Below are 23906 nucleotides of genomic sequence, written 5' to 3'. Positions count from 1 at the left end.
TTATGGAATTTTACCAGTTATTAATAACCAGGGTTTTGTTTGATATTACCTGCTGTTATATCTATCTGCGCTTGCGGTATAGGATATAATTCGTTCTTTCCAACGGTAAATTTAGCCTGTTTTAATAACAAGATAGGGAAGTTTGGTACAGCATTCTCATGTGCTAAATAAGCATTGATTTGTGTACCCATGAAACCTGCGCCCATAGGGCCGCCAGTGATGCCATCCCAACGTTGTAAATCAAAGAAACGGTGACCTTCCATACCGAACTCAAGCCTGCGCTCAAACTGAACAATTTTACGTGCAGCAGCTTTATCGGTAAATGAAGTTACTGGATACAAACCAACTTTGTAGTTAGCAGCAGGTGTGCTGGTATAACCGCCTGTAGGTTTTGTAGCATCAATATAAGTATGTACCCAACCGGTTGCATCAGCAGCACGCGTACGGATCTGGTTAACGTAGATACGTGCATTTTCCAATGATCCCACTTCTATTTCGCACTCAGCCGCCCATAAAATGATATCGGCATAACGAATAGCGTTGTAGCTGTTAGCTGTTGACTGGTTAGCTGCCCAACCACCGTAAGTATCTGAGGTTGTAGCTTGTGCTGCCTGGTAGTAAATGTTCTTCATAGCAGTATAAGGGCCGCCGTCATCCTGGTCACGTGCCCATGCTTTACCCGGGTGTAAACCCCAGTCAAGAAAAGGGATGCCCCTACGGCCAACTGTCCAGTCCAAACGTGAATCTAAGGTTTCAGTTGTTGGCGTAAAAGGTGATGCCTCGCTAACACCCTGATCATTCTTAATATCAGAGTTGTTGTAAGTATCAAGCAAAGGTAAACCGGTAACCGCGTCAGTTTTGTAAGCATTTGCTAAACTGAACGATGGCTGAAAGAAACCGCAACAGGTAGCAGGGCCACCAGCGCCGAAGTTAAGTGTACTACCAGCATTACCATTTAAACCGTTAGCACCGTCTTTTACAGATGTTTGTACTACAAACACACCCTCAGGGCCGTTTTTAGTTGACGGATTAAAGTTATTTGAGAATTTACCTAACGCATACTTAGCCCCACCAGCGGTGACACCATTAGCAATAAGGTCTTTAAATATAGCTAAGGCTTCGGTATACTTATGATCATACATTAACGCTTTAGCCTGGAAAGCTTTAGCAGCCCATTTATTTGCACGGCCAACCTGTGGCTGGGTAGCAGGCAATACTGCTGCTGCTGCTGCAAAGTCTGCTATAATTTTGTCCCATATTGGGGTTGGGTTACCAATAGTATAGTTACCTGCATCATAGGTAACTGTTTCATCAGCGTAAGGTACATTTCTCCATAACTTAGCTAACTCAAAGTGGTAGAAACCACGTAAAAAGCGTGCTTCGGCAGTTGCCTGTGCAATGTTATCGGCAGTTAATGAACCATCTTTTACCATAGGTATTTCACGAATAACATCATTTGCACGTTGTACGCCTGCAAAATTCATTCTCCATTTTGGGTCAAGATAATCATTTACCGCGCCCATTGTTCTTGCCTCAATATCAGCAGCAGATGGCTGATCACCCGGGGTTGAACCTTTGTGGGCATCATCAGCAGCAACACTACCATATATCCAGTTATCAGTACCCGTACGCCATGGATCTCCCAATTGGCCATTATATACACCATCAACTAATGCATAAGCACCAATTAATAAACCATCAACACCGGCTTTGTTCGCTAAAACCACTGTATTTAATGATCCGGTAGGCGTTTTATCCAGAAACTTCTTGCAAGACATTGAGAATGCAAGCGTAGCTACGGAGCCTACAATGATTAATTTATAATTTAATTTTTTCATCTTATATTTTTTTACTTATTCCGTAATTAAAATGTTAAACGAGCGCCTAATATAAATTTACGCTCATTGTTAGGGTAGTTACCAAAATCAACACCAGGGCTGTTACCAGCAACTGACTGTAATTCAGGATCTATACCTGTGTACTTAGTAATTGTGAATAGGTTGGTACCCTGTATGTAAACGTTTAATTTATCAACACCTATTTTCTTTAATCCATTACCAAATGTATAGCCCAATTGTGCTACACGCATTTTAAGGAATGAACCATTCTCCAGATAATAAGAGTTAACAACACCTGCAGAACTGAATGTACTTGCAGCTTCGGCAATTGGCGCTTTAGGGTTTAAGTTTGTAGGAGACCATGAGTTAAATAACAGGTCGTTACCTTTATTACCTGTTAATGAACTGTAGAAGTTGGTCCAGTATTTAATGTAGTTAAAGTTGTCGTTACCTTGTGAGCCATAGAATACAGCGCTAAAGTCAAAACCTTTGTAATTAAGGCCCAAGTTTAAACCATAGGTAAAATCAGGGCTACCTTTACCAAAGTAGGTACGGTCAGCATCGGTAATTTTACCATCGCTATTAACGTCTCTATATTTGAAACGGCCCGGAGCAGCATCAGCCTGGGTAGGTGAAGCAGTAACATCTGCTGCAGATGCAAAGTAACCTATAACATCATAACCGTAGAATGAACCAATTGGATGGCCAACTGTTTGTCTTACGATATCACCAATACGGCTGCCAACTTGTGTAAAGCTATATGGTGCTGAATTGATGTTGTTTTTAAATGAAGTGAAGTTAATACCAACATTGAAGCCTAAGTCGCTGCCAATTTTATCGCGGTAGTTAACCGATACGTCAACACCCTTATTTTCAACTTCACCTAAGTTAACAAATGGCTGTGAAGCGCCACCAGTTGTTGCAGGTAAAGCCGGGTTGAATAATAAGTCTGATGATTTTTTGATATAGTACTCAGCAGTTACATCTAACTTGTTAAACAAGCTAACATCAAAACCAAAGTTTAAGATTTTATCTGTTTCCCATGTGGTAGCAGCATTACCTATAGTTCTGTTAAAGTAACCTTGTTGGATGCTGTTGATAGAACCATCTATAGCATAGAATGATGATCCTTTATCTAAACCAAATAAGGTAGCTGCATTTGCACCCGGTACGTTAGCCTGGAAACCAGATGTACCGTAGCTACCACGTAGTTTAAGATCATTTATCCAGGTAACACCTTTCATGAAGCTTTCCTGAGATATACGCCATGCTAATGATACTGATGGGAAGTAACCAACTCTTTGGTTTGGCGAAAATACAGATGAAGCATCACGACGGATAGTAGCACCTAAGATGTATCTATCGTTGTAGATATAATCTAAACGGCCAAATAATGATTGAGTAGCAGTTGGCTGGAAGTTGGTGCTAAAAGGTGCGGTAAGTGCAGTACCGTTAGAAATTGTTACGAAAGCAGGATCTAATGATGGTAAGTTATTTACTGTTGAACCTAAGTTACGGCCAGAGTATTGTTTTTGCTCATAACCGGCCAGGAATTTAACGTTGTGTTTTCCAAAAACTTGGGTGTAGTTAACAGTGTTAGTCCAGTTGTAATAGTTTTCGTATTGTGAAAACTCATTGAATGAGTTGTTACCACCATGGCCTTCACCACTATCATAAGGCCTGTAGCCAATAGCTGTGTTGTAAAAGTTTTTAACAACACCGCTAAATGCAGTACGAACTGTAAAGTGAGTTAAGAAATCAGCCTCAGCAAATACGGTACCTTCAATATTCCAGTATTTGTTTTGGTTGTTTGCTTGTCTTTGCATTATAGCAAAAGGGTTGGTAGCGTTACCTAACTGGGTTGGACCAGCATAAGTACCACCATAATTACCTGCAATATCATATATAGGTATCTGTGGCTCAATACGGTATATCATAGATATTGCGTTACCTTCACTCTGGTTACCACTTGGCAAGTTACCCTGGCCATTTGGAGATAACGTATAGAATATGGTTGCATTTTCACCAACACGGAAGTGATCTTTAATATTAAAGGTTGTGTTAATACGTGTTTGTGCTCTTTTAAAGTAAGTATTGATCAAAGTACCTTTTTGATCGATATAACCTGCAGAAAAATAGTAAGAGTTTTTGTCGTTAGCACCACTGGCTGAGATTGTGTGAGATTGTGTAGAAGCAGGTTTAAATACAGCATGGAACCAATCGGTACCAATATTGTTATCATACTTCTGTATCAGATAATCATTAGCAGGGTTATTATCATCAAGTTTGTAACGAGATGCGTCTACTTCCGGAGCACCGGCTGCAAACTGGCCTTTTACGTTAGTACCGTTAAAGCTGCCCTGTACACCATAATCAGCTAAACCGCCGCCTGGTAAAAATAAACCGTTGGCCGGATCTACCTGTTTAACAAGTGTTAAATAATCTTTAGCATTTAAAACATTAAATGGGTTACCACCAACAGGGCGGGTTGTGCCATAATAAGCATCATAAGTAAATACAGATTTACCTTGCTTGCCTTTTTTGGTTGTAACCAAAACAACACCATTACCACCCGCAACACCATAAATTGCTGTTGCACCGGCATCTTTCAATACAGTAATAGATTCGATGTCATTTGGGTTTAAGTTACCTAAGTTACCGCCTTGTACACCGTCAATAACTATTAACGGAGATGAATTACCAAAGTTAGAGATACCACGGATCTGGATTTGTGCACCTGCACCCGGGGCACCTTGTGTGATAGCAGTAACACCCGAGGCCTGGCCTTGCAGGAATTGCTCAGCATTACTTGTAGGGATTTTAATTGCTTCAGAAACATTCACTGTCGATACCGAACCAGAGATGTCCTTTTTCCGTTGCGATGTGTAACCCGTTACAACTACTTCGTTCAGTGTGTTGTTACCTGCTTGCAAAACAACCGGGATGTTGTCACTTGCGCCAACCGTAACTTCTTGTGTGATGTATCCCAGATATGAGAACACCAATACGTTACCCGGACTAACATTCAGGCTGAATTGTCCGTTAACGTCTGTTTGTGTACCGATAGTAGTACCCTTAACACGCACTGTGGCGCCAACTACCGGCAACTTGTCGTCGCTGCCAGTAACACGGCCTGTGTGCTTTGTTTGAGCTGTAACTACCAATGAAGACACCATGCAGCATAATAGCAGGCATAGTGCTCTTCCTTTAAGGAGTAAACTTTTAAACATGAGATTGAGATTTAGTTGATTAATATATTTGATTTAAGATCTTGATTTCAATGCCGGATATAATAATTGACACGCACCGGGAGAGGCGATAATGAAAAACTTAAAAGATTTTCTTTAAAGAAAGGGGCGAGACACCCTTTGAACGAAAAATTGTTATAAAGAAAAAAATGTAAAAGTTTTATCATACACCGACAACTACCTGTTTAAAATTCATTTTAGGCTGCCTTGACAACGGGCCTATTTTTAGTAGGGGCGTTGCTATTGCTTGTTCGTTAAGTTTTGTTAGCTTTTCCTTCAACAGAAAAGTTTATAATGGTAATGCATCTAATATAAATAGAGTGTATAGGTTACACAAGTGCAAATAATAGAATTATGAATTATTTATTATTTTATATAAAAACCACGCTACTTTATATTTTATTAATATTCCATTAAATAAATATTAATAAAATGATTGCTTTAGTAAAAAGTTAGCAATGTAAAAATCTTGTTATACAACACTTTTTGGAATAAAAAGCCATTTTTTATTTTAATAAAGCTTCAAGATTTGTCCGGCCACAAAAACTTTTTAAAAATTTACATAAAGTTTCTAAATAAAGGCCTTACCGAATAAGTATGCTATTAACTATTTGTTAATAAATTGTTACCGGTAATTATATCGTATTTAATTCCTTCCCAACAAAAAAAGTTGGCTGAATTATTATGCTATAGGCACTATATATAAATATTGTATAAAAAAAATATGCCGTAGTTTATTGCTACGGCATATTTCTATTATTTATGTATAAACAGATTTTAAAGAAATTCTGTATATACCGGCTCCTGCCTACTACCTCATCCACTGCACTTTGGCTGTTTTTGTTTCGGCAGAATTGGTTCCTATCTGGATCACAAATTCGCCGGGCTCCCAATCGTATTTTAACTGGCTGTTGTAAAATTTCAGTTGCTGCGGGGTTACGCTAAAGGTTACATCTTTTTTCTCACCTACCTGTAGATTAATCTTTTTAAACCCTTTAAGTTCCTTTACAGCACGGCTAACACTTGCTACCGGGTCGCTTATATACAACTGTACTACTTCTTCGCCCGCATACTGGCCGGTATTGGTTACCGTAACTGTAGCTGTTAATGTTTCGTTACCCTTAAGCTGTGTTTTACTTAACTTAACACCGCTGTAGGTAAACTTAGTGTAGCTTAAACCATATCCAAACGGATATAACGGATCATTTGAAATATCAAGGTAGTTTGATTTAAACTTGGTTGGGCCATCTGTATAAGGGCGGCCTGTATTTAAGTGGTTATAATAAATAGGTATTTGCCCAACGCTGCGCGGGAAGGTTGTGGTTAACTTACCTGCAGGGTTATAGTTGCCAAACAATACTTCGGCTATGGCATTACCTGCTTCTGTACCCGGCGCCCATACGTCTAATATAGCAGCTGCATTTTCATTTTCCCAGCTAAGGGTAAGCGGCCGGCCGTTAAAGAGTACGATAACTATAGGCTTACCTGTTTTGGCCAAGGCCTTTAAAAGGTTTCTTTGGCTTTCAGGTATGCTGATATCTGACCGGCTTGATGATTCGCCGCTCATACTTTGCGATTCGCCAACAACTGCCACTATAATATCGGCTTTGGCAGCACTTTTAACCGCCTCATCTATCATATCAGCAGGCGATCTCGTATCAAGGCCAACCATACCGGGGCCAAAGTTAAGGCGCCTCATAAAGGTGGTATCATCTGTAATGTTTGATCCTTTTGAATAACTAACATTTACTTTATCGCCAACCACACGTTTTACACCTTCTAAAACACTTACAGATTTTTCCCACTCACCGGCAATAACCCAGGTGCCAAGCATATCTCTCTTATTATCTGCCAGCGGGCCAATCACAGCAATACTTCCGCCTGATTTTTTTAGCGGTAATATCTGGTTGGCATTTTTAAGCAATACAAATGAGTGTTCGGCAGTAATACGTGCAGCCTTGCGGTTCTCGTCATTAAAAACATCCTTCTTTTCTCTTTCTGCATCAATAGATTTGTAAGGATTATCAAACAAGCCCAATTTATATTTAGCCTCTAACACACGGCGGCAAGCCAGGTCAATATCAGCAATAGTTACTTTATTTTCACTTAATGATTTTTTAAGCGTCGATAAAAAACCCTCTCCTACCATATCCATATCCAAACCGGCTTTTAATGCCAGGGCCGATACCGTTTGCAGGTTGCCCATGCCATGGGCCGTCATTTCGTTTACGGCAGTATAGTCTGATACTACAAAACCTTTAAAACCCCATTGTTTGCGTAACAGATCGGTAAGTAACCATTTGTTACCTGTTGCCGGTACATTATCAACCACATTAAAAGAGCTCATGAAACTTCCGGCACCCGCATCAAGCGCTGCTTTATAGGGTGGCAGGTAATCCTGATACATTCTTAAGCGGCTCATATCAACAGTATTATATTCCCTGCCGGCTTCGGCCGCTCCATATAAAGCGAAGTGTTTTACACAAGCCATCACAGCATCAGCATTTTTCATGCTGGTACCCTGGTAACCCCTAACCATAGCACCGGCAATTTGACCGCCTAACCATGGGTCTTCACCGCTTCCCTCTGATATACGGCCCCAGCGTGCATCACGGGCAATATCCACCATTGGCGAAAACACCCAATTCAGCCCTTCGGCAGTGGCTTCTTTAGCGGCAATATGCGCCGCCTGCTCAATTATACCCAGGTCCCAGGTGGTTGACATGCCCAACGGGATAGGAAATATAGTACGGTGGCCATGTATAACATCCAACCCAAATATCATAGGGATATGCAGGCGGCTGTTTTTAACAGCTTCGTCCTGGGCTTTACGTACATTGGCTGTACCATATAAACCAAATATGCCCCCTATGTTCCCCTTTTTTATATTATTATCAATACCATTATTAGTAACTGAACCGGTAATAGCCATCCCCCCTGTTACCAGATTAAGCTGACCAATTTTTTCATCTGTGGTCATCTTCTTCATCAGCGTACTGATAAATGTGTTCATTTTTGTGTCAACAGCTTGCTTTTGCGCTATGGCACTTTTAACAGGTATGGTAAGCAGCGCAACAGCGCTTATCTTAAAAAGAAGTTTGTTTGTAAATAAGTTTTTCATTGGGGTAAATGATTTATATTACGACAGAACACTATAAAACAGGGGTTAATTTGTCCATTGTTAAAGTATGTTAAACTTATTAACTATAATTGATTATTAAAACAATGTAAACTATTTGGTGTAATTGGTACACAATTGTAGATATTAAATTTAAAGAATCAAAGTAATTTTTATAGAATAACATAAATGTTAACTAAGCAGGAACTGGAAGATTTTTGGGTTGAGGCTAATAAAATATATCTTGACCATATATCAATTGATTGTGTAGTATTTGGTTTTCATGAAGGGCAAATGAAAGTGCTGATGCTCAAGAGTAACAACGAAGATGCCTGGTACCTGCCCGGCGGTTTTGTTATGAAACAAGAGCCTATTGAAACCGCTGCTAACCGTATATTAAAAGTGCGTACCGGCATTGATGAGATCTTCCTGAAGCAGTTTCATGTTTTTGGCGACCCGGACCGTTCCAAGATCCATAACGAGATGTATAAGGATATGCTGCCGCCCGAAAATAATTTTTTTGGCCGCCGTTTTATATCTATAGGATATTACGCCCTGGTAGATTTTTTTAACGTTACCCCCACGCCTGATGCTTTCTCTGAAATATGCACCTGGCGCGATTTGAATGAACTGCCTAAATTTCAGTTAGATCATGAGTTGATATTCCGGACCGCCTTAGATACCCTACGCTTGCAGTTAAACTACCAGCCAATAGGTTACAACCTAATGCCCAGGCAATTTACAATGCCCGAACTGCAGAAGCTTTATGAGACCATTCTTGATAAAAAGCTTGACCGCCGAAACTTTCAGCGCCGTATGCTGGGCTTCGGTATATTAAATAAGCTATCTCAAACCCGTAAAGGCGGCGCCCACAAAGCCCCCTACCTGTACTCCTTTGATCTGGAAAACTACCAGGCGGCGCTCAAAGAGGGATTAAAGAGTGGTTGGTAATCTGTTTTGCCCTTATTTTAAAAAGCAAACCATTTAAAATCCGCTCATTACGGTTTAGATTTTGCGTATAGAAAATTATGAAGACTTTTAAAATGACATTAAATTGGCCGCAAATTTATTTTTCAAACTGATACACTACCCAGCATTTGGCCTCTTAATGTATCTATCAGGTATAAATGCGTATAATAATAAACCCGAAAGTAGTAACAGCCAAAACATATTATAACCCAGCAATAAAGGGGTTACATATAAATCCATCAACTCTTTTGGCAGGAACGGATAGAGCATTAAGACAGAGAAGCTAAGGCAGTACAATTTTGAGTATTTTATCAAATAACCAGCTTTTCTATCGGTTGTATTTACTTGCCCTAAAAACATGTAAATACACAGATATTGCGAAATGTCCTTTAGATTATTGCAAATTAAATAATATATACCGGTATGACTACCCTGAATTGCCAAAAAGTAGATCTGTCGACTTATCAAAAACAGGCAGCACATGGCTATTATCTTCATGGCTATGCACAAGGGGTAAAGTAACCATCCTTGTCACATACTCCGCACTTGCCGGCATGATCTTTTTTGCACTGTTCCTCGGGAGTCAAACCTGTACGGTTAGTGATCTTCTCCTTAAGTTCTTCTGATAATTCAATCAGTTCTTCTCTATTTAGCTTTTCCATTATTGTTTTTGTTTAAATTTTAGACATAAAAGTATAATTTTAATTCCTGCTGTTAAAAAAAATTATTTTTTAAACTGATACACTACCGATTTTAAAGAGGGTTCTTCGCTTTTCCTAATTTTTATTATCTTAACCCCACATCATACTTATTGTGCTATGAAACTCAGATCCCACTTTATTGATATTACATTAATTATTTTAGGAATATTTTCTGCCGCCATGGGATTAAAGGGATTTCTGCTGCCCAGCCATTTTATTGATGGTGGGGTTACCGGTATATCCATATTGCTTGCTAATATTACCTCGCTGCCCCTGTCAGTTCTTATCTTTATCATAAACGTTCCATTTTTGTTTTTAGGCTACCGTAAGTTGGGTGGCGTGTTTGCTTTGAAAAGCACATTAGCCATAGCCGGACTATCACTTTGCCTGGCCTTTGTAAAATTCCCTGATGTTACGCCCGATAAATTGTTGACAGCCGTTTTTGGCGGATTGTTCATAGGTGCAGGCATTGGTATGGCCATACGCGGTGGTGCCGTGCTGGATGGCACCGAAATTGCAGCCCTGCTGGTAAGCAAGAAAACGCAGGTAGTGCGCGTAAGCGATGTAATACTGATATTGAACGTGGTTATTTTTACCGCGGCAGTATTTATATTAGGTGTCGAATCGGGGCTGTATTCCATCCTTACCTATATCTCTGCTTCAAAAATGATTGATTTTATACTTAATGGTTTGGAGCAGTATACCGGCATTACAGTAATATCCGCCAAAGGCGAAGACATACGTTTAGCCATTACCCAAAGCCTTGGCCGCGGGGTAACCGTATACCAGGGCAAAAGCGGTTATGGGAAAGACGGGCACATTAACACCCCGCGCGAAATTATTTTCACCGTAGCCACCCGCCTGGAAGTACCACTCATTAAAAAAGAAATACTGCGGATAGATCCATCCGCATTTATTGTACAGCAAAGCGTTGATGATACCACCGGTGGTTTACTGAAACGGAAAAAGCATTAGTAAAGAAGCAAGAGATTAGAGCCGGAATCAGGAAAGGAATAACGATAGAGCATTCATGACACAAAGCTGGGTCACCCTGAGCTTGTCGAAGGGGGTGCGGAAAGGCCTGCCCTACATGGTTCGACAGGCTCACCATGACCCTCGAATAAAGGACATCATCCTACTAATACATAGAAACTAATTCATACCTGCTTTGTTAAACCATCTTAAAACCTATAACAATAAGATGAAAACAATAACTATTTCAGGCGATCCGGCATCAATGACAGCCATTATGGTACCAAAAACGGATGAATACCACGATCATGAAACCATCACGATTGCATCATCTGACAGTGACGCATCGGTACAAAAAACCATTTTCCGCGTAGTAGATGCCGGTGAGGATAAATGGGAACTGCAATTTGAATAACAAACCGGTAATTTCCCAACTTTATATCATGGGCTTTTAGGTTTACGTGTAGCGTATGGCTTTGGTCTTTAATTAAACAATATAATTTCTGATAGCTCTTCACTTCATTGTGCGGGGCTTTTGTTTTAAAATGTTAAAACCCCTTAGCTGCCGGGTTCACTTAATAAAGAAACCCCGGTTGTTTAAACCGGGGCTTATATGAGAGAGATTTAGTTGATTTTATAAATAAAAGAAAACCCGGCTATAAACCGGGATTTCATTACTAATTCAATATTAACCAGTTAATAATCTTATTAAATACTAATACGGATATGATTTTTAAAGGTTACATTAAATACTGGTTAGTGTAGCAACTATTCAATCATTATCCGTCCGTCTTCATATTAAAAACCTGAATCGGCTGCAGGTCAATTACCCACCCAATTGAATTTATACCTGTCACAACTCTCTGATGTACCCTATATCGAAAATATATTACTCCTATGTTTTTCAGGATATCGGTTTAGTTAAATTAAGCTTTCAAAAAATTAAAAATATCTGTTTAATCTAATAACTTTATATTTGCAATTAAACGCCAATATTAAGGATGCCGATTAAAGGAAACCAGTTTAGATCAAACAGTTTTAAGGAAGAAAACCAACCGCGCGAGCCCGGTGCTAAACCTAAAAGGGAACGGCCTGTAAAAGAGCCGGGGGAGCGTTTGCAATTATTTGACCTTCGCGATGGCCGTGCTATTAAGATCATTGGCCTGTTCTTTCTGGTGCTTTCGGTATTTTTTCTTATCGCTTTTACCTCCTACCTGTTCACCTGGCAACAAGATCAAAGCTATGTATCTAAAGCTAACGGGGGCTGGGGCAACCTGTTTAAAACCACCAAAGAATTAATGGAAAATGGGGTAAATAACCCCATGGTTGACAATTGGCTGGGCAAATTTGGGGCACTGCTTTCTAACCAGTTTATATTTGAGTGGTTTGGCATAGCATCGTTTGGGTTTGTGTTTATCTTTTTTATTATAGGCTACCGTTTACTGTTCAAGATAAAGCTTTTTTCGGTTAGCAAAATGCTGGCTTATACCCTGTTCTCTATGGTTTTCTTATCAATAACCATAGGTTTTTTCCATGCATTCATTATAGATTATCCGCACTTTTTAGAGGGCGAATTTGGCTTTTGGAGTAACCGGTTATTGAGCGCCCAGGTAGGCGAACCAGGCACCGGCGGCATCCTCATCTTCGCCGGTTTAACCGTGTTGATCATCGCTTATAATATAGATTTTAAACTACCTAAACTACACGGCGGCTCAGTTGAGCCAATGCATGTAGACGGAGGTGTATCGCCGGAGCCGGTTGAACTGGTTGAGGAAGAGCCTTCATTACCTGTAGAATGGCCAAGAAACGGCAACCGTATAAAAGAGGGTAACCAGCCAAAAACGGTTAACCCTGCTCCGCTTACACAGCAACCCATGGTGCAAAACCCGGTGTTTCATGAACCCCTGGTTTTAACACCAGATCCATATGTTAGCAACGAACCCGAAGAAGACAATGAGATCCCGCTAACTATTGATGTGACCAGGCCAAACCCGATCATGAACATTGAGAAAAGTGATGATGAAAAGGCCAAAAGCCTGGTTGAGCAATTCGGCACTTATGATCACAAACTGGAGCTGGCATCATACAAATACCCAACGCTGGATTTGTTAGAGAATCATGGTTCAAACAAAATATCGGTAGACTCCACCGAGCTGGAAGCGAACAAGAACAAAATTGTTGAAACGCTAAACCATTACAATATAGAAATTGACAAGATCAAGGCAACCATTGGGCCAACGGTGACCTTGTATGAAATAATTCCGGCGCCGGGTGTACGGATCTCCAAGATCAAGAATTTAGAGGATGATATTGCCTTGAGTTTAGCGGCTTTGGGTATCCGTATCATTGCCCCTATGCCGGGCAAGGGAACTATTGGTATTGAGGTACCAAACCAGCACCCCGAAATGGTATCAATGCGTTCTGTTCTGGCTACCGAAAAATTCCAGAACAATACTATGGACCTGCCTATTGCTTTAGGTAAAACCATCTCAAACGAAGTATTTATTGCCGACCTGGCCAAAATGCCCCATTTACTGGTTGCAGGTGCTACAGGCCAGGGTAAATCGGTTGGTATAAACGCCATATTGGTATCCTTACTGTACAAAAAACATCCGTCAGAACTGAAGTTTGTTTTGGTGGATCCTAAAAAGGTGGAGCTGACGCTTTTCCGCAAAATAGAAAGGCACTTTTTAGCCAAGCTACCTGATGAGGCCGATGCTATTATCACCGACACCAAGAAGGTGGTAAACACGCTTAACTCGCTTTGTATAGAGATGGACCAGCGGTATGACTTGCTGAAAGACGCGCAGGTACGTAACTTAAAGGAATACAATGCGAAGTATGTAAGCCGCAAGATCAGCGACCCCGAAAAGCACCGTTACCTGCCATTTATTGTACTGGTAATTGATGAGTTTGCCGATTTAATGATGACCGCAGGTAAAGAGGTGGAACAGCCTATTGCCCGTATAGCGCAGCTGGCACGTGCGGTGGGTATCCATTTGGTTATAGCAACGCAAAGGCCATCGGTTAACGTTATTACAGGTACTATTAAGGCCAACTTCCCGGCAAGGCTTGCCTTTAGGGTACTGTCTAAAATAGATTCGCGCACCATATTGGATGCCGGCGGTGCCGATCAGTTGATCGGGCGCGGAGATATGTTGTTATCAACAGGCAGCGACCTGATACGCCTGCAGTGCGCGTTTGTAGACACGCCTGAGGTTGAAAAAATATCAGACTTTATTGGTAACCAGCGCGGCTACCCTACCGCCATGTACCTGCCGGAATATGTAGGCGAAGGCGAAGCAGGCAGCAGTGCCAAAGAGTTTGACCCGGATGACCGCGACCCGATGTTTGAGGATGCAGCCCGTTTAATTGTGCTCCATCAGCAAGGTTCAACATCGCTCATTCAGCGTAAAATGAAATTGGGTTATAACCGCGCAGGGCGTATCATTGATCAGCTGGAAGCAGCTGGCATTGTTGGCCCGTTTGAAGGCAGCAAAGCCCGCGACGTGCTTTATCCCGACGAATACAGCCTGGAACGCCATCTGGAAAGCCTTCAAAAACCCCGCGATTAAACTTATTTAAGTAAAATTGCTCTAAACTATTACAAGCCGCAATAGTTAATTGCTTTGGGACTTAAAACATCTAACAAAATGAAGAAATTATTTTTACTGATACTAACATCGGCGTTAGCCATTACAAGTGCTTCTGCCCAAAAAGATGCCGATGCCAAGGTTATATTAAACAAGCTGAGCAAGCAATACCGTAGCTATGATGCCATAAAAACCGATTTCAATTTAACAATTGATAACCAGCAGGCCGGCATACAGGAAAAGCAAACAGGTACTTTAATAGCCAGGTCAAAAACCAACAAATACAAAGTGACCTTATATGCTGCAGCCCAGGCAAAACCAACGCTTACACAAGAAATTATAAGCGATGGTAAAAGCCAGTGGACCTTCTTAAAAGACGCCAACGAAGTGCAGCTAAGCGATGCCGATAACAGCGACGAAGGTTTTAATCCGGCGCAGATATTTACCATGTATGAAAAGGGATACAAATATCTGTATACCGGTCAGCAGAAAATTGCAGGCAAAGTTTACCAGGTGGTTGACCTTACCCCCGAAGATAGTAAGAAAAGCTTTTTTAAAGTGAGGCTGATGATTGACAAGGTGAAGAACCAACTGTACAGCGCCCAAATATTTGACAAGAACGGAGGCAGGCTAAATTATACGCTACGCACATTTACCCCCAACTTTAAAGCCCCGGAAACTACATTCGCTTTCGATAAAAAATCACACCCGGGTGTTGAGGTTGTGGATCTGAGGTAGAAATTAAAGGGAATTATAGGACGATAGAGAGGTGATGGGTTTTAACTTATCGCCTTTTTGTTTTACTTAATTGTGGTTGCTTATGGCAATTGCTTATATTGGCTTTACCAATCCTTAGCATAAATGAAAAAATATTTACTGATCAGTTTCACATTCATCGCAATAGTTGTTTTAAGTAGCTGTAACCTTCTGACTAATAGTTTTAAATATGGTGATATCACAAAAGAATTTACAACCAGTTTGGTGGAAAAAAATTACGCAAAATGTATTAGTCTATTAAAAATTGATAACAATGTTAACCAAGATACGGTAAAAGCTACTTTAGCTAAATTCAGTGATATAGTAATCCGTAACTTTGGCAATAAACTTGAATATTCATTCATTAAATCCGAAAAAAATTATTCCACGATTGCTGAAAACAATACTCCGCCTAATACTACACTTGTATATGTACAATTTTCTAATAAAAAGCAATTTGGAATTATCCAGGCTTTGTTTGATGATAAATCCGGAAAGATACTTGACATTAAAACATTAAATGTAAAAGAGAATATCCCTAACATGTTGCCATTTTGGTTATTTGGATTACTTGCCATTTGCATCCCGATATTTAATATCTATATGTTAGTGCAAGTTAAACGAAGTGATATGCGACGCAAGTGGCAAAAATACCTTTTTATTGTATTTTTAAATGTACCGGCAATTGGCTACAATGCTGTAACAGGTCTTTTTATTAAGTACCTGAACTTTCAGATCATGTTAGGATTCAGCTTTGCTATCTCAGACTATCTTGATTCCTTTTGGATATTCGGTGTACCAATAGGAGCAATCATTGTTTTAATTAAACTAAAAAGTGGCAAGTATACATCAGTTAACAATAATATTCAGGCTACAAATGAAGAACTTACGCTGGAAACTGAACAATAAAATCAATTATCAACCCTTCTGACTGCCGATGGGAACGCCACAAGGCAACCTCAATCTAATATGCAACGTTACTATTAAAACTTAATTGCAACAATATATGTTGTTCAATGTCACAGTGAATATGTTATGCAGGCGGAAGAGATTGAGCGCTTAATAAAGATAAGTAAAGAAAGGCCTCTTATGCCCGAAACTTATGTGCCCTGGCATGAAATGCCCGCTGCTGACGACTTGTACCTGCCCGAAGTTCTTACTTCTTTACAAGGCCTGCCTGTTTATGATACATTAACACAACAACAAAAAACAGATTTAGGCCGCCACGAGGTTGTACAGGTATTGTATTCTTATGGTTGGGGCGAAGCTATGTTCTGTGTATTCATGTCTAAGTTTATCCTTGAGCTGCCGCCTGATAGCCCCGAACACCGTTTTTTGATAAGGGAGATAATTGAAGAGTACCGCCACCAGGAAATGTTTGCGCAAACTATAACATTACTGCAGGGCCAGCCGCTTAAACAAACGCCTATGCACAGGTTTAGCGGGCACGTGAGCACCAAATATCTGCCTGCCGATTATCTGTTTATGGGCAGCCTCTCTGTTGAGCTGATAACTGATATGTATGGTAACTACAGTCGCCGTGCACCTGAAATTTATAATGTTTTAAGAAAGGTATTTGAGCTGCATAACATTGAGGAGGGCAGGCATATCCATTTCACTAAAGGCTTATTAGAACGTTATACAGCTAAAGCCGGCTATATCAAAAAGACCCTTTACAGCTTTGTAATACTAATGAATATTTACTTTGTGCGTACCATGTACGTACGAAAAGAGATCTATGAACGCATTGGCGTACCCAACCCGGATGCTGTTTATAAAGACGCGGCCAAAAATTTCCGCGATAAATTCACCCAAAACTGCCTGGGCCTTATTATTGAATTTGTTGATAGCTGGGGCGGTTTCAATACAGCCACCCGCTGGGCATGGCGGTTGCTGCTAAAAGCGAAGGTGTGAGAAGTCTGTACAATTAGAATGTCATGCTGAATTTATTTCAGCACCTCTCATGCAATGTAGCCAACATTAATCAGGGAGGAATGAGAATGTCATGCTGAATTTATTTCAGCACCTCTCATGCAATGTAGCCAACATTAATCAGGGAGGAATGAGAATGTCATGCTGAATTTATTTCAGCATCCCTCATGCAATATAGCCCGCTTTTAATTGGGGAGCTCCAATTCATCTTTCAGATCTTTCATTTCGGGGTTTACAGATTGAATTAGGTTTACCTTCCAGTCTTTATGCCAGTTCTTCAACTGCTTTTCACGATCTATTGCATCTGTAATGCGTTCAAAATATTCATAAAAAACTAAATCGTATAAGTGATATTTCTTCACAAATGCTGAGCCTTGATTATTAATGTGTTGCCACACCCTTGTTTTTAAGTCTGATGTTACGCCGATATAGAATGTTGTGCGGAATTTATTGGACATGATGTACACATGGCCCTGTTTGTACAGCATTTTAGTTGATTACTTGCCTCTTTATTACTTGTTAATTACTTGTCCCGAGAGATGCCGAAATAAATTCGGCATGACTGGTTTGTTTAGGGTTGCTTTCTTTATTACTTGTCCCGAGAGACGCCGAAATAAATTCGGCATGACTGGTTTGTTTAGGATTACTTACTTCTTTATTACTTGTCCCGAGAGGTGCCGAATAAATTCGGCATGACCCACTTTACTGAACCTTCATTCTCCGCTCCATAACTTCTCTCCAGGTAGTTAAAATAAAGCCTTTCTGTTTCAGGAACGCTCTTAGGCGCGGATCAGTCATGGCAAGCAGATCGCCTTTGCGCTTTTTGCCGGTGTCAGATATGCGGTCAAAATTAGGCGATGGATCGGTGCAGTGCATAATAACCATAGTAAGCCCCGGCGACAGGCGGCCAATGCTTTCAATATAATGATCGGTGTAAAATTTCTGGATTTGTTTATCTGTTTTATGATCAATATCGGGCATATTCCAGTCATAGCTGCTGTTGTGCAGGTCGTCCAATACAGGTAATCCGTTTTTCCAAAGCATCTCCCCTATTTCTTTGGCTTTACCTAATGCAGCAACTTCGGGTATAGCCATTCCTTCTTGATATTTCCCTTGTTTCTTTAGTTCGGCTATGGTCGCTGCTTTTGCTTCGGCACGAAAGAACAGGTCATCGCCACCCGGAAACATTACAGGTACTTTCTTCTCAATACCCAATTGAAGATACTTTTCCATAAAAGCATCCTTAGCAAATAATGTCCCCATATGCGAATCCAGATGGGTTGGCACAAAACCCATAGTAATAGCCCGGTCATATTGTGCACGGATCTCCTGGTCAATTTCATCAGCTTTGGCCGTAAAATAAACAGCCTGTACCGATGAATACATGGCACCCTGCTTATCTACCAAGCCCGGTACGGCAGCTTTACCGGCCAGCGGCCCCCAACGGTAATTATCCCATTCAGATGTTAGGGTTAAATGCAAACCGGCATCCAACGCGGGGTGTTTATCTAAATAGGCTTTAAACTCCGGCACCCACGGGCAGGGCATCATCACACTGGTTGAATTAGCCACCCCGGCACTTGTAGCCTTCTCCACCCCCAGGTTTGACTCATGCGACATGCCCGCATCATCAACATGCAGAATGATCACCCGGGCACCCTTAGGCCAGCCCAATTTTTCGGCATAGGTTTGAGATGGCTGGGCGGCAGCGGTTAGCGTAAAACCAAGTGTGATAAAGAATAAGGTTAGTTTTTTCATGATGTGATTTTTTAAATATAGCTCCGGACTCACCCCGACTACGCTACACTGGTCGACCCTCTCTCCGCAAGCGGAAAGAGGGTAAAAAACAATGTGGCTAAACCCTCTTTACGCAACGCGTAGAGAGGGTGGTCGAGCGAAGCAAAGACCGGGTGAGTCAACGGGTACTATACCCTTATATAAATCTTGTTCTTATCTAATATCTTCCCTACCGTCCAGCAAAGCAGCATGTAGCTAATAGCAAAAAGCAGTGAGCCGATGGCACCTGGGGCAACTACCTGGAATATGGTACTGTTTAACCAGTCGAAAAGATTTTTTTCTTTGGTAATATGGATCATCCAGAAGGCTATGATCAAAATCTCTGAAAGAATATAAATTGCCAATGGGTTTTTGCCTACCGTGGTGAAGAATGATGTCCAGTTAGCACCGTTCCACGAGCGGATCTCTAGCGCGTAGATCAGGGCCGATATAATGATCAAATCCAAACCAACAGTTAACAACGTGAAGGGGCTCGACCATAATTTTTTTCCTATCGGGAAAAACATATTCCATGACCAGGCAATAAACAGGAACAAACAGCCGGTTAAAAGCAGCTTAGATATAGTTTCGTAACCCTTGCCTTTTTCCTGTATGAACTTACCGGCAAAGTATCCGCAGATAACATTAACTATAGCAGGTAAAGTGCTTAAAATACCTTCCGGGTCAAATGCCATCCCTTCGCCGTGGTATAAATGCGCGTCGCCTAAAACATACTTATCAAAATAAGTACCGGCATTGGTCAACATACCATAAGGTGCGGCAGGGTCGCCGTACATCAGCAGTATTACCTGATAACCAATTAAAAGCAGTATGCTGATGACAATAATTGTGGTTTTAGATTTGATAAAGTAAACCAGTAATGATGCAAACAGGTAGCAAAGCGCAATGCGTTGCAAAACACCCATTACACGTGTTCCGCTAAATGGTTTAATTGACCAAACACCATTATGAGATTCTACAAACGGGAACCAATACATCAGGTACCCTATTAAAAATATGAGTATCGCCCTTTTAAAGATCTTTAAAAGTACAGCCCCGGTGCTCAGGCTATCAAACTTACGCGTGGTAAAGCTCATAGCATTACCTACCGCGAACAAAAAAGACGGAAATACAAGGTCTGTTGGGGTAAAGCCAAACCAGGCGGCATGCTCAAGCGGTGCAAACGGGTGTGCCCCGCTTCCGGGTGTGTTTACAATGATCATAAAACAAATGGTCATTCCGCGAAAAACATCCAGCGAAAGAAACCTGTCGGGCTTTTGGGTCATAGTCAATAAGAAGGTTAATAATAATTAGGAATACAGGTACAAGATATAAATTATTTTAAATGTAAGTATTAACCTGTCAAATGTTTTTAAAATATTTTAAAAAGTTTAATTAATGTAAATTAATTAAAATCAGTTAGCAGAATAGGCTTTTCAAATGCTTAAATGTTATTATTTTTGAGATTGAATGCTTACCATAACTAACCATACGCTTGAAAAACTGGAACTGCTCTTAAAAACAGCCGGTTACCGCGTTAGATATGAGAAAGGAAATTTCAAAACCGGTGCATGCCTGCTGCAAAACAGCCGCGTTATTGTAGTGAATAAGTTTGCTAACCTTGAAAGTAAAATAGCATCAGTTGCCGATCTGGCGCGCACCTTAGAGATAGATTATAAATTGCTTGATGAAAAACAAGCTGCATTTTTGCATCAGATTAAACAAACCCAACTGCAGCTGTGATCATTACTTTTTTAGGAACCGGAACCTCGCAGGGTGTGCCCGTAATTGCCTGCGATTGTGAAGTATGCACATCAACAGATAAGCACGACAACCGCCTGCGCACTTCTATCTTAATAGAATCGACTGATAAGACCATAGTTGTAGACTCCGGGCCCGATTTCAGATACCAGATGCTGCGTGCTAAAGTAAAACACCTGGACGCCATTGTTTTTACGCATGAACATAAGGATCATGTAGCAGGGATGGATGATATCCGCGCGTTTAACTTTAAACAGCATGGCCCGGTTGAAGTTTATGCTGATGCACGTGTACAATTGGCGCTCCGCAGGGAATTCCCATATATTTTTGTAGATAAAGGTTATCCGGGTATCCCGCAGATAAACCTGCACAATATTGACCTAACCCCGTTTGATATTGGCAGCGTGCACTTTATCCCAATTGAGGTGATGCATTACAAACTACCGGTACTGGGGTTCAGGATAAATGATTTTACTTACATCACTGATGCCAAAACGGTATCAGACGCTGAAAAAGAAAAGATCCGCGGGTCAAAAATACTGGTGATAAACGCTTTGCAGAAAGAAATGCACATTTCGCACCTTACGCTGAATGAAGCCATTGCCTTTGCACAAGATATCAATGCCGAAAGAACTTATTTCACCCATATAAGTCACCGTCTGGGTAAGCATGCCGATATTATGAAAGAACTTCCTCCCGGAATTGAGTTGGCCTATGATGGTTTAATGCTTGAAATATAGCATCAGCGCAGCTCTACATAGCTTACTATATCAATAGCGCCCCTGTATGATTTTAAATGACCTTTTTGGTGTCTATCAACCTTGCCCCGAACGGTCATGATGTGATTGTTGATCTTTGAAAAGTTACCGTCGCCATATTCAAATAAGCCGGTATGCGTACCTGTTAAAATTAATGGGCAATCCTGCGAGAAATTTACCCACAGGGCATGGCTGTTACCCCGGTCAATAACATTACTATCGTTGAGCAAAGCAGAAAGGTTTTTCCCTTCAACATATTTGCCCGTCACTTCTACATATTGCTTATCGTAATATTTAATGCTATCTACCAGGTGAGAAAAGTTAACACGCTTATATATGATCCCTTCAGAACATTCACTGGTATAAATGTTTTTACGCTGACTGCAGGCATGCAACAACAACGTAACGGTTAAAGGAATAAGTACCCACCTGCCGGCTAACATCACTTTTTGAATTTTATGCTGACACAAGATAGCCATTATCAGCGTGGTTAAATGACACTTATTTGTAAGTTTCTTGCTATATACGTGTAACATTTTACAATATGCTATCCCACGCTTAACCTTAGATTGTATATTTTTACGCCCTATAAAAATCGGCATGAAAAAATATAGCTTATTCCTTATTCTTACTTTGTTTTGCCTTAGCGGCTTTAGCCAGATAGCAGCGCCGGTTATTGACACTACACAAAAAATAATTACCGGCCGCAAAAACAGCGCGGAGCAACAAAAAAAACCATACGTTATATTGATCTCTGCAGATGGTTTCCGTTGGGATTATGCTGATAAATATCATGCGGAGAACCTGATAAGACTGAGAAAAGAAGGCGTAAACGCGGCATCAATGGTGCCATCTTACCCATCTGTTACTTTCCCAAATCATTATGCAATGGTTACCGGCTTGTACCCGTCACACTCCGGCCTGGTTAACAACACATTCTTTGACCGCGATCGTAAGGATTTTTACTCGATGGGTAACAAGAAAAAAGTTGCAGATGGTACCTGGTATGGCGGCACCCCGCTTTGGGTGTTGGCCGAGCAGCAAAACATGCTATCGGCCAGTTTTTACTGGGTAGCATCAGAGGCAGCAATTAAGGATACCCGCCCAAGCTATTATTATATTTATAACGAGAAAATTGATATTCATGACCGTATAGGCGCCATAGTAAAATGGCTTAAGCTGCCACCTGAAGAGCGCCCGCATCTAATTACTTTTTACTTCCCGCAGGTTGATCATGCCGGGCATGTTTACAGCCCCGATGCACCGCAAACCGGGCACGAGGTACATTATGTAGATTCGGCAGTGAACGAGCTTTACAAGGCCGTTAAACCCACCGGACTGGATGTAAACTTTGTGTTTGTATCAGACCACGGTATGACCAAAGTTGATACGCAAAACCCAATAAAGATCCCTGCTGCTATTGATACTTCAAAATTTGTGATCTCGGGTGATGGAATTTTGGTTGAGCTTTACGCGAAGGATAAGCAATACATTCAGGCCACTTATGATGCGCTGAAAGCCGAGGCCAAAGACTACCAGGTTTACCTGAAAACAAATGTACCGGCAAAACTACATTATGGCGTTACCGATGACTGGCATAATCGTATTGGCGATATTTTACTGATACCCGAGTGGCCTAGGGTATTTAATCTTGCAAACCGCAAAAACATTAACATGGGCTGGCATGGGTACGACCCTACCGTGATTAAAGATATGCACGCTACATTTTATGCATGGGGGCCGGCATTTAAAAAGAACCTGAACATTCCGTCATTCCAGAATGTTGATGTTTACAATATGATAAGCCAGATCCTGGGCTTAAAGATCACCGAAAAGGTAGATGGCACCAAACAACTTGCAGATAAGATATTAGTGAAGAAAGCTGTTAAAAAATGAGGTTATATTTCAAATTAATCATTCTCCTGTTATTCCCGGCAACACTATTCGCGCAGAGCACAGTTACGCTCAAAAAACAAGCCGACATTGTTGCCAAAGCCATGGTTAACGGCGACTGTGTTACTGTTTTGAAGTATACGCACCCAAAAGTTTTACAATTTGGCGGGGGTAAGCAAAAAATGCTGCAAATGATGAATGCGGGCATGGCCCAAATAAAAGCGCAAGGCTTTTCATTCCAAAGCGCTACGGTTGGTGAGCCGGGTAAATTTTACAAGGCCGGTACCGAGATCCATTGCCTGGTACCAGATAACATAAGAATTAAAACACCCAATAGCAGTATAGTTACTCATAGTAATTTGTTAGCAATAAGCCAGGATGGCGGTAAGAACTGGACTTTTTTAGATTTAAATAAAGGCACCATTGCTTCTATCCCCAAGCTGTTCCCCAATTTTAATAAGGACCTTAAAATACCTGAGCCTACAGCACCAGGATTACAATGAGCCATTGCCCTTGCTTTAGTCGGCGGCAATGAAATTGACTGTCAATCGTTATAAATAATAATTAACATTGCATATGGTTTTAGCTGCA

Annotated in this window: 19 protein-coding genes; 11 read left to right on the top strand and 8 right to left on the bottom strand. The window is 40.9% G+C overall.

From position 1 onward, the window contains the following. Nucleotides 1-20: 20 nt before the first annotated feature. The 3 genes from WC743_RS09155 to bglX all read right to left on the bottom strand — a co-directional run bounded on the left by WC743_RS09155 (nucleotide 21) and on the right by bglX (nucleotide 8207). Nucleotides 21-1838, bottom strand: a complete 1818-nt coding sequence (locus WC743_RS09155) for a RagB/SusD family nutrient uptake outer membrane protein (RefSeq protein ID WP_373011634.1) — start codon at nucleotides 1836-1838, stop codon at nucleotides 21-23. Nucleotides 1839-1864: 26 nt separating this feature from the next. Next, entirely contained in the window at nucleotides 1865-5068 is a 3204-nt protein-coding gene (locus tag WC743_RS09150; RefSeq protein WP_373011633.1) for a SusC/RagA family TonB-linked outer membrane protein, read from the bottom strand. An 829-nt stretch (nucleotides 5069-5897) separates the two neighbouring features. After that, the gene (gene bglX / locus WC743_RS09145) at nucleotides 5898-8207 is read right to left on the bottom strand and encodes a beta-glucosidase BglX (RefSeq protein WP_373011632.1); all 2310 of its coding nucleotides are present in this window, start codon (nucleotides 8205-8207) and stop codon (nucleotides 5898-5900) included. A 186-nt stretch (nucleotides 8208-8393) separates the two neighbouring features. Here bglX and WC743_RS09140 point away from each other — a divergent pair, with 186 nt between their 5' ends. Further along, nucleotides 8394-9155: an NUDIX domain-containing protein gene (locus WC743_RS09140; protein ID WP_373011631.1), complete on the top strand. Its 762-nt coding sequence runs from the start codon at nucleotides 8394-8396 to the stop codon at nucleotides 9153-9155. A 518-nt stretch (nucleotides 9156-9673) separates the two neighbouring features. On the opposite strand, the gene WC743_RS09135 is transcribed toward WC743_RS09140, so the two are convergent. Next, on the bottom strand, nucleotides 9674-9835 hold the full coding sequence (locus tag WC743_RS09135) for a hypothetical protein (protein ID WP_373011630.1): 162 nt from the start codon (nucleotides 9833-9835) through the stop codon (nucleotides 9674-9676). A 156-nt stretch (nucleotides 9836-9991) separates the two neighbouring features. On the opposite strand from WC743_RS09135, the gene WC743_RS09130 reads away from it, so the two are divergent. From WC743_RS09130 to WC743_RS09105, 6 genes are all read left to right on the top strand, one after another. Then, nucleotides 9992-10849: a YitT family protein gene (locus WC743_RS09130; RefSeq protein ID WP_373011629.1), complete on the top strand. Its 858-nt coding sequence runs from the start codon at nucleotides 9992-9994 to the stop codon at nucleotides 10847-10849. Between the two features lie 226 nt (nucleotides 10850-11075). Next, nucleotides 11076-11261 carry a hypothetical protein gene (locus WC743_RS09125; protein WP_373011628.1) on the top strand — a complete coding sequence of 62 codons (186 nt, stop codon included), beginning with the start codon at nucleotides 11076-11078 and terminating at the stop codon, nucleotides 11259-11261. Between the two features lie 586 nt (nucleotides 11262-11847). Next, on the top strand, nucleotides 11848-14421 hold the full coding sequence (locus WC743_RS09120) for a DNA translocase FtsK 4TM domain-containing protein (protein WP_373011627.1): 2574 nt from the start codon (nucleotides 11848-11850) through the stop codon (nucleotides 14419-14421). A gap of 78 nt (nucleotides 14422-14499) precedes the next feature. Beyond that, nucleotides 14500-15177, top strand: a complete 678-nt coding sequence (locus WC743_RS09115; RefSeq protein ID WP_373011626.1) for an outer membrane lipoprotein carrier protein LolA — start codon at nucleotides 14500-14502, stop codon at nucleotides 15175-15177. 123 nt (nucleotides 15178-15300) lie between these two features. After that, the gene (locus tag WC743_RS09110; RefSeq protein WP_373011625.1) at nucleotides 15301-16104 is read left to right on the top strand and encodes a hypothetical protein; all 804 of its coding nucleotides are present in this window, start codon (nucleotides 15301-15303) and stop codon (nucleotides 16102-16104) included. Between the two features lie 126 nt (nucleotides 16105-16230). Then, nucleotides 16231-17109, top strand: coding sequence for a diiron oxygenase (locus WC743_RS09105; RefSeq protein WP_373011624.1), 879 nt, complete (start codon nucleotides 16231-16233; stop codon nucleotides 17107-17109). Between the two features lie 203 nt (nucleotides 17110-17312). On the opposite strand, the gene WC743_RS09100 is transcribed toward WC743_RS09105, so the two are convergent. The 3 genes from WC743_RS09100 to WC743_RS09090 form a co-directional block, all read right to left on the bottom strand. Further along, nucleotides 17313-17615, bottom strand: coding sequence for a GIY-YIG nuclease family protein (locus WC743_RS09100; protein WP_373011623.1), 303 nt, complete (start codon nucleotides 17613-17615; stop codon nucleotides 17313-17315). Nucleotides 17616-17829: 214 nt separating this feature from the next. After that, nucleotides 17830-18885 (bottom strand): polysaccharide deacetylase family protein, encoded by a 1056-nt coding sequence (locus WC743_RS09095; protein ID WP_373011622.1) that lies wholly within the window; start codon nucleotides 18883-18885, stop codon nucleotides 17830-17832. Nucleotides 18886-19052: 167 nt separating this feature from the next. Next, complete coding sequence (locus WC743_RS09090) at nucleotides 19053-20189, bottom strand: acyltransferase family protein (protein WP_373011621.1); 1137 nt, start codon at nucleotides 20187-20189, stop codon at nucleotides 19053-19055. Nucleotides 20190-20373: 184 nt separating this feature from the next. On the opposite strand from WC743_RS09090, the gene WC743_RS09085 reads away from it, so the two are divergent. Both WC743_RS09085 and WC743_RS09080 read left to right on the top strand, forming a co-directional pair. Further along, the gene (locus WC743_RS09085) at nucleotides 20374-20646 is read left to right on the top strand and encodes a hypothetical protein (RefSeq protein ID WP_373011620.1); all 273 of its coding nucleotides are present in this window, start codon (nucleotides 20374-20376) and stop codon (nucleotides 20644-20646) included. Further along, nucleotides 20643-21404 (top strand): MBL fold metallo-hydrolase, encoded by a 762-nt coding sequence (locus WC743_RS09080; protein ID WP_373011618.1) that lies wholly within the window; start codon nucleotides 20643-20645, stop codon nucleotides 21402-21404. The genes WC743_RS09085 and WC743_RS09080 overlap by 4 nt, the downstream gene beginning before the upstream one ends. A gap of 2 nt (nucleotides 21405-21406) precedes the next feature. Here the strand turns inward: WC743_RS09080 and WC743_RS09075 are convergent, their stop codons facing one another. Next, on the bottom strand, nucleotides 21407-21901 hold the full coding sequence (locus tag WC743_RS09075) for a hypothetical protein (RefSeq protein ID WP_373011617.1): 495 nt from the start codon (nucleotides 21899-21901) through the stop codon (nucleotides 21407-21409). Nucleotides 21902-22022: 121 nt separating this feature from the next. On the opposite strand from WC743_RS09075, the gene WC743_RS09070 reads away from it, so the two are divergent. Together WC743_RS09070 and WC743_RS09065 are read left to right on the top strand one after the other, a co-directional pair. Then, nucleotides 22023-23318: an ectonucleotide pyrophosphatase/phosphodiesterase gene (locus tag WC743_RS09070; RefSeq protein WP_373011616.1), complete on the top strand. Its 1296-nt coding sequence runs from the start codon at nucleotides 22023-22025 to the stop codon at nucleotides 23316-23318. Next, complete coding sequence (locus tag WC743_RS09065; protein ID WP_373011615.1) at nucleotides 23315-23818, top strand: hypothetical protein; 504 nt, start codon at nucleotides 23315-23317, stop codon at nucleotides 23816-23818. The genes WC743_RS09070 and WC743_RS09065 overlap by 4 nt, the downstream gene beginning before the upstream one ends. Nucleotides 23819-23906: the final 88 nt, after the last annotated feature.

The sequence above is a fragment of the Mucilaginibacter sp. genome (assembly GCF_041660805.1).
In the GTDB taxonomy this organism is placed as follows: Bacteria; Bacteroidota; Bacteroidia; order Sphingobacteriales; family Sphingobacteriaceae; genus Mucilaginibacter.
The sequence above is the reverse complement of the archived record's forward strand: the minus strand, read 5'-3'. Positions and strand labels throughout refer to the sequence as shown.

Coding starts and splice junctions, on each gene's coding strand:
- WC743_RS09150 (WP_373011633.1), bottom strand. CDS start 5,068: ATGTTTAAAAGTTTACTCCTTAAAGGAAGAGCACTATGCCTGCTATTA.
- WC743_RS09155 (WP_373011634.1), bottom strand. CDS start 1,838: ATGAAAAAATTAAATTATAAATTAATCATTGTAGGCTCCGTAGCTACG.
- WC743_RS09140 (WP_373011631.1), top strand. CDS start 8,394: ATGTTAACTAAGCAGGAACTGGAAGATTTTTGGGTTGAGGCTAATAAA.
- WC743_RS09115 (WP_373011626.1), top strand. CDS start 14,500: ATGAAGAAATTATTTTTACTGATACTAACATCGGCGTTAGCCATTACA.
- WC743_RS09095 (WP_373011622.1), bottom strand. CDS start 18,885: ATGAAAAAACTAACCTTATTCTTTATCACACTTGGTTTTACGCTAACC.
- WC743_RS09105 (WP_373011624.1), top strand. CDS start 16,231: ATGCAGGCGGAAGAGATTGAGCGCTTAATAAAGATAAGTAAAGAAAGG.
- WC743_RS09100 (WP_373011623.1), bottom strand. CDS start 17,615: ATGCTGTACAAACAGGGCCATGTGTACATCATGTCCAATAAATTCCGC.
- WC743_RS09070 (WP_373011616.1), top strand. CDS start 22,023: ATGAAAAAATATAGCTTATTCCTTATTCTTACTTTGTTTTGCCTTAGC.
- WC743_RS09085 (WP_373011620.1), top strand. CDS start 20,374: ATGCTTACCATAACTAACCATACGCTTGAAAAACTGGAACTGCTCTTA.
- WC743_RS09110 (WP_373011625.1), top strand. CDS start 15,301: ATGAAAAAATATTTACTGATCAGTTTCACATTCATCGCAATAGTTGTT.
- WC743_RS09065 (WP_373011615.1), top strand. CDS start 23,315: ATGAGGTTATATTTCAAATTAATCATTCTCCTGTTATTCCCGGCAACA.
- WC743_RS09090 (WP_373011621.1), bottom strand. CDS start 20,189: ATGACCCAAAAGCCCGACAGGTTTCTTTCGCTGGATGTTTTTCGCGGA.
- WC743_RS09075 (WP_373011617.1), bottom strand. CDS start 21,901: ATGGCTATCTTGTGTCAGCATAAAATTCAAAAAGTGATGTTAGCCGGC.
- WC743_RS09130 (WP_373011629.1), top strand. CDS start 9,992: ATGAAACTCAGATCCCACTTTATTGATATTACATTAATTATTTTAGGA.
- bglX (WP_373011632.1), bottom strand. CDS start 8,207: ATGAAAAACTTATTTACAAACAAACTTCTTTTTAAGATAAGCGCTGTT.
- WC743_RS09125 (WP_373011628.1), top strand. CDS start 11,076: ATGAAAACAATAACTATTTCAGGCGATCCGGCATCAATGACAGCCATT.
- WC743_RS09135 (WP_373011630.1), bottom strand. CDS start 9,835: ATGGAAAAGCTAAATAGAGAAGAACTGATTGAATTATCAGAAGAACTT.
- WC743_RS09120 (WP_373011627.1), top strand. CDS start 11,848: ATGCCGATTAAAGGAAACCAGTTTAGATCAAACAGTTTTAAGGAAGAA.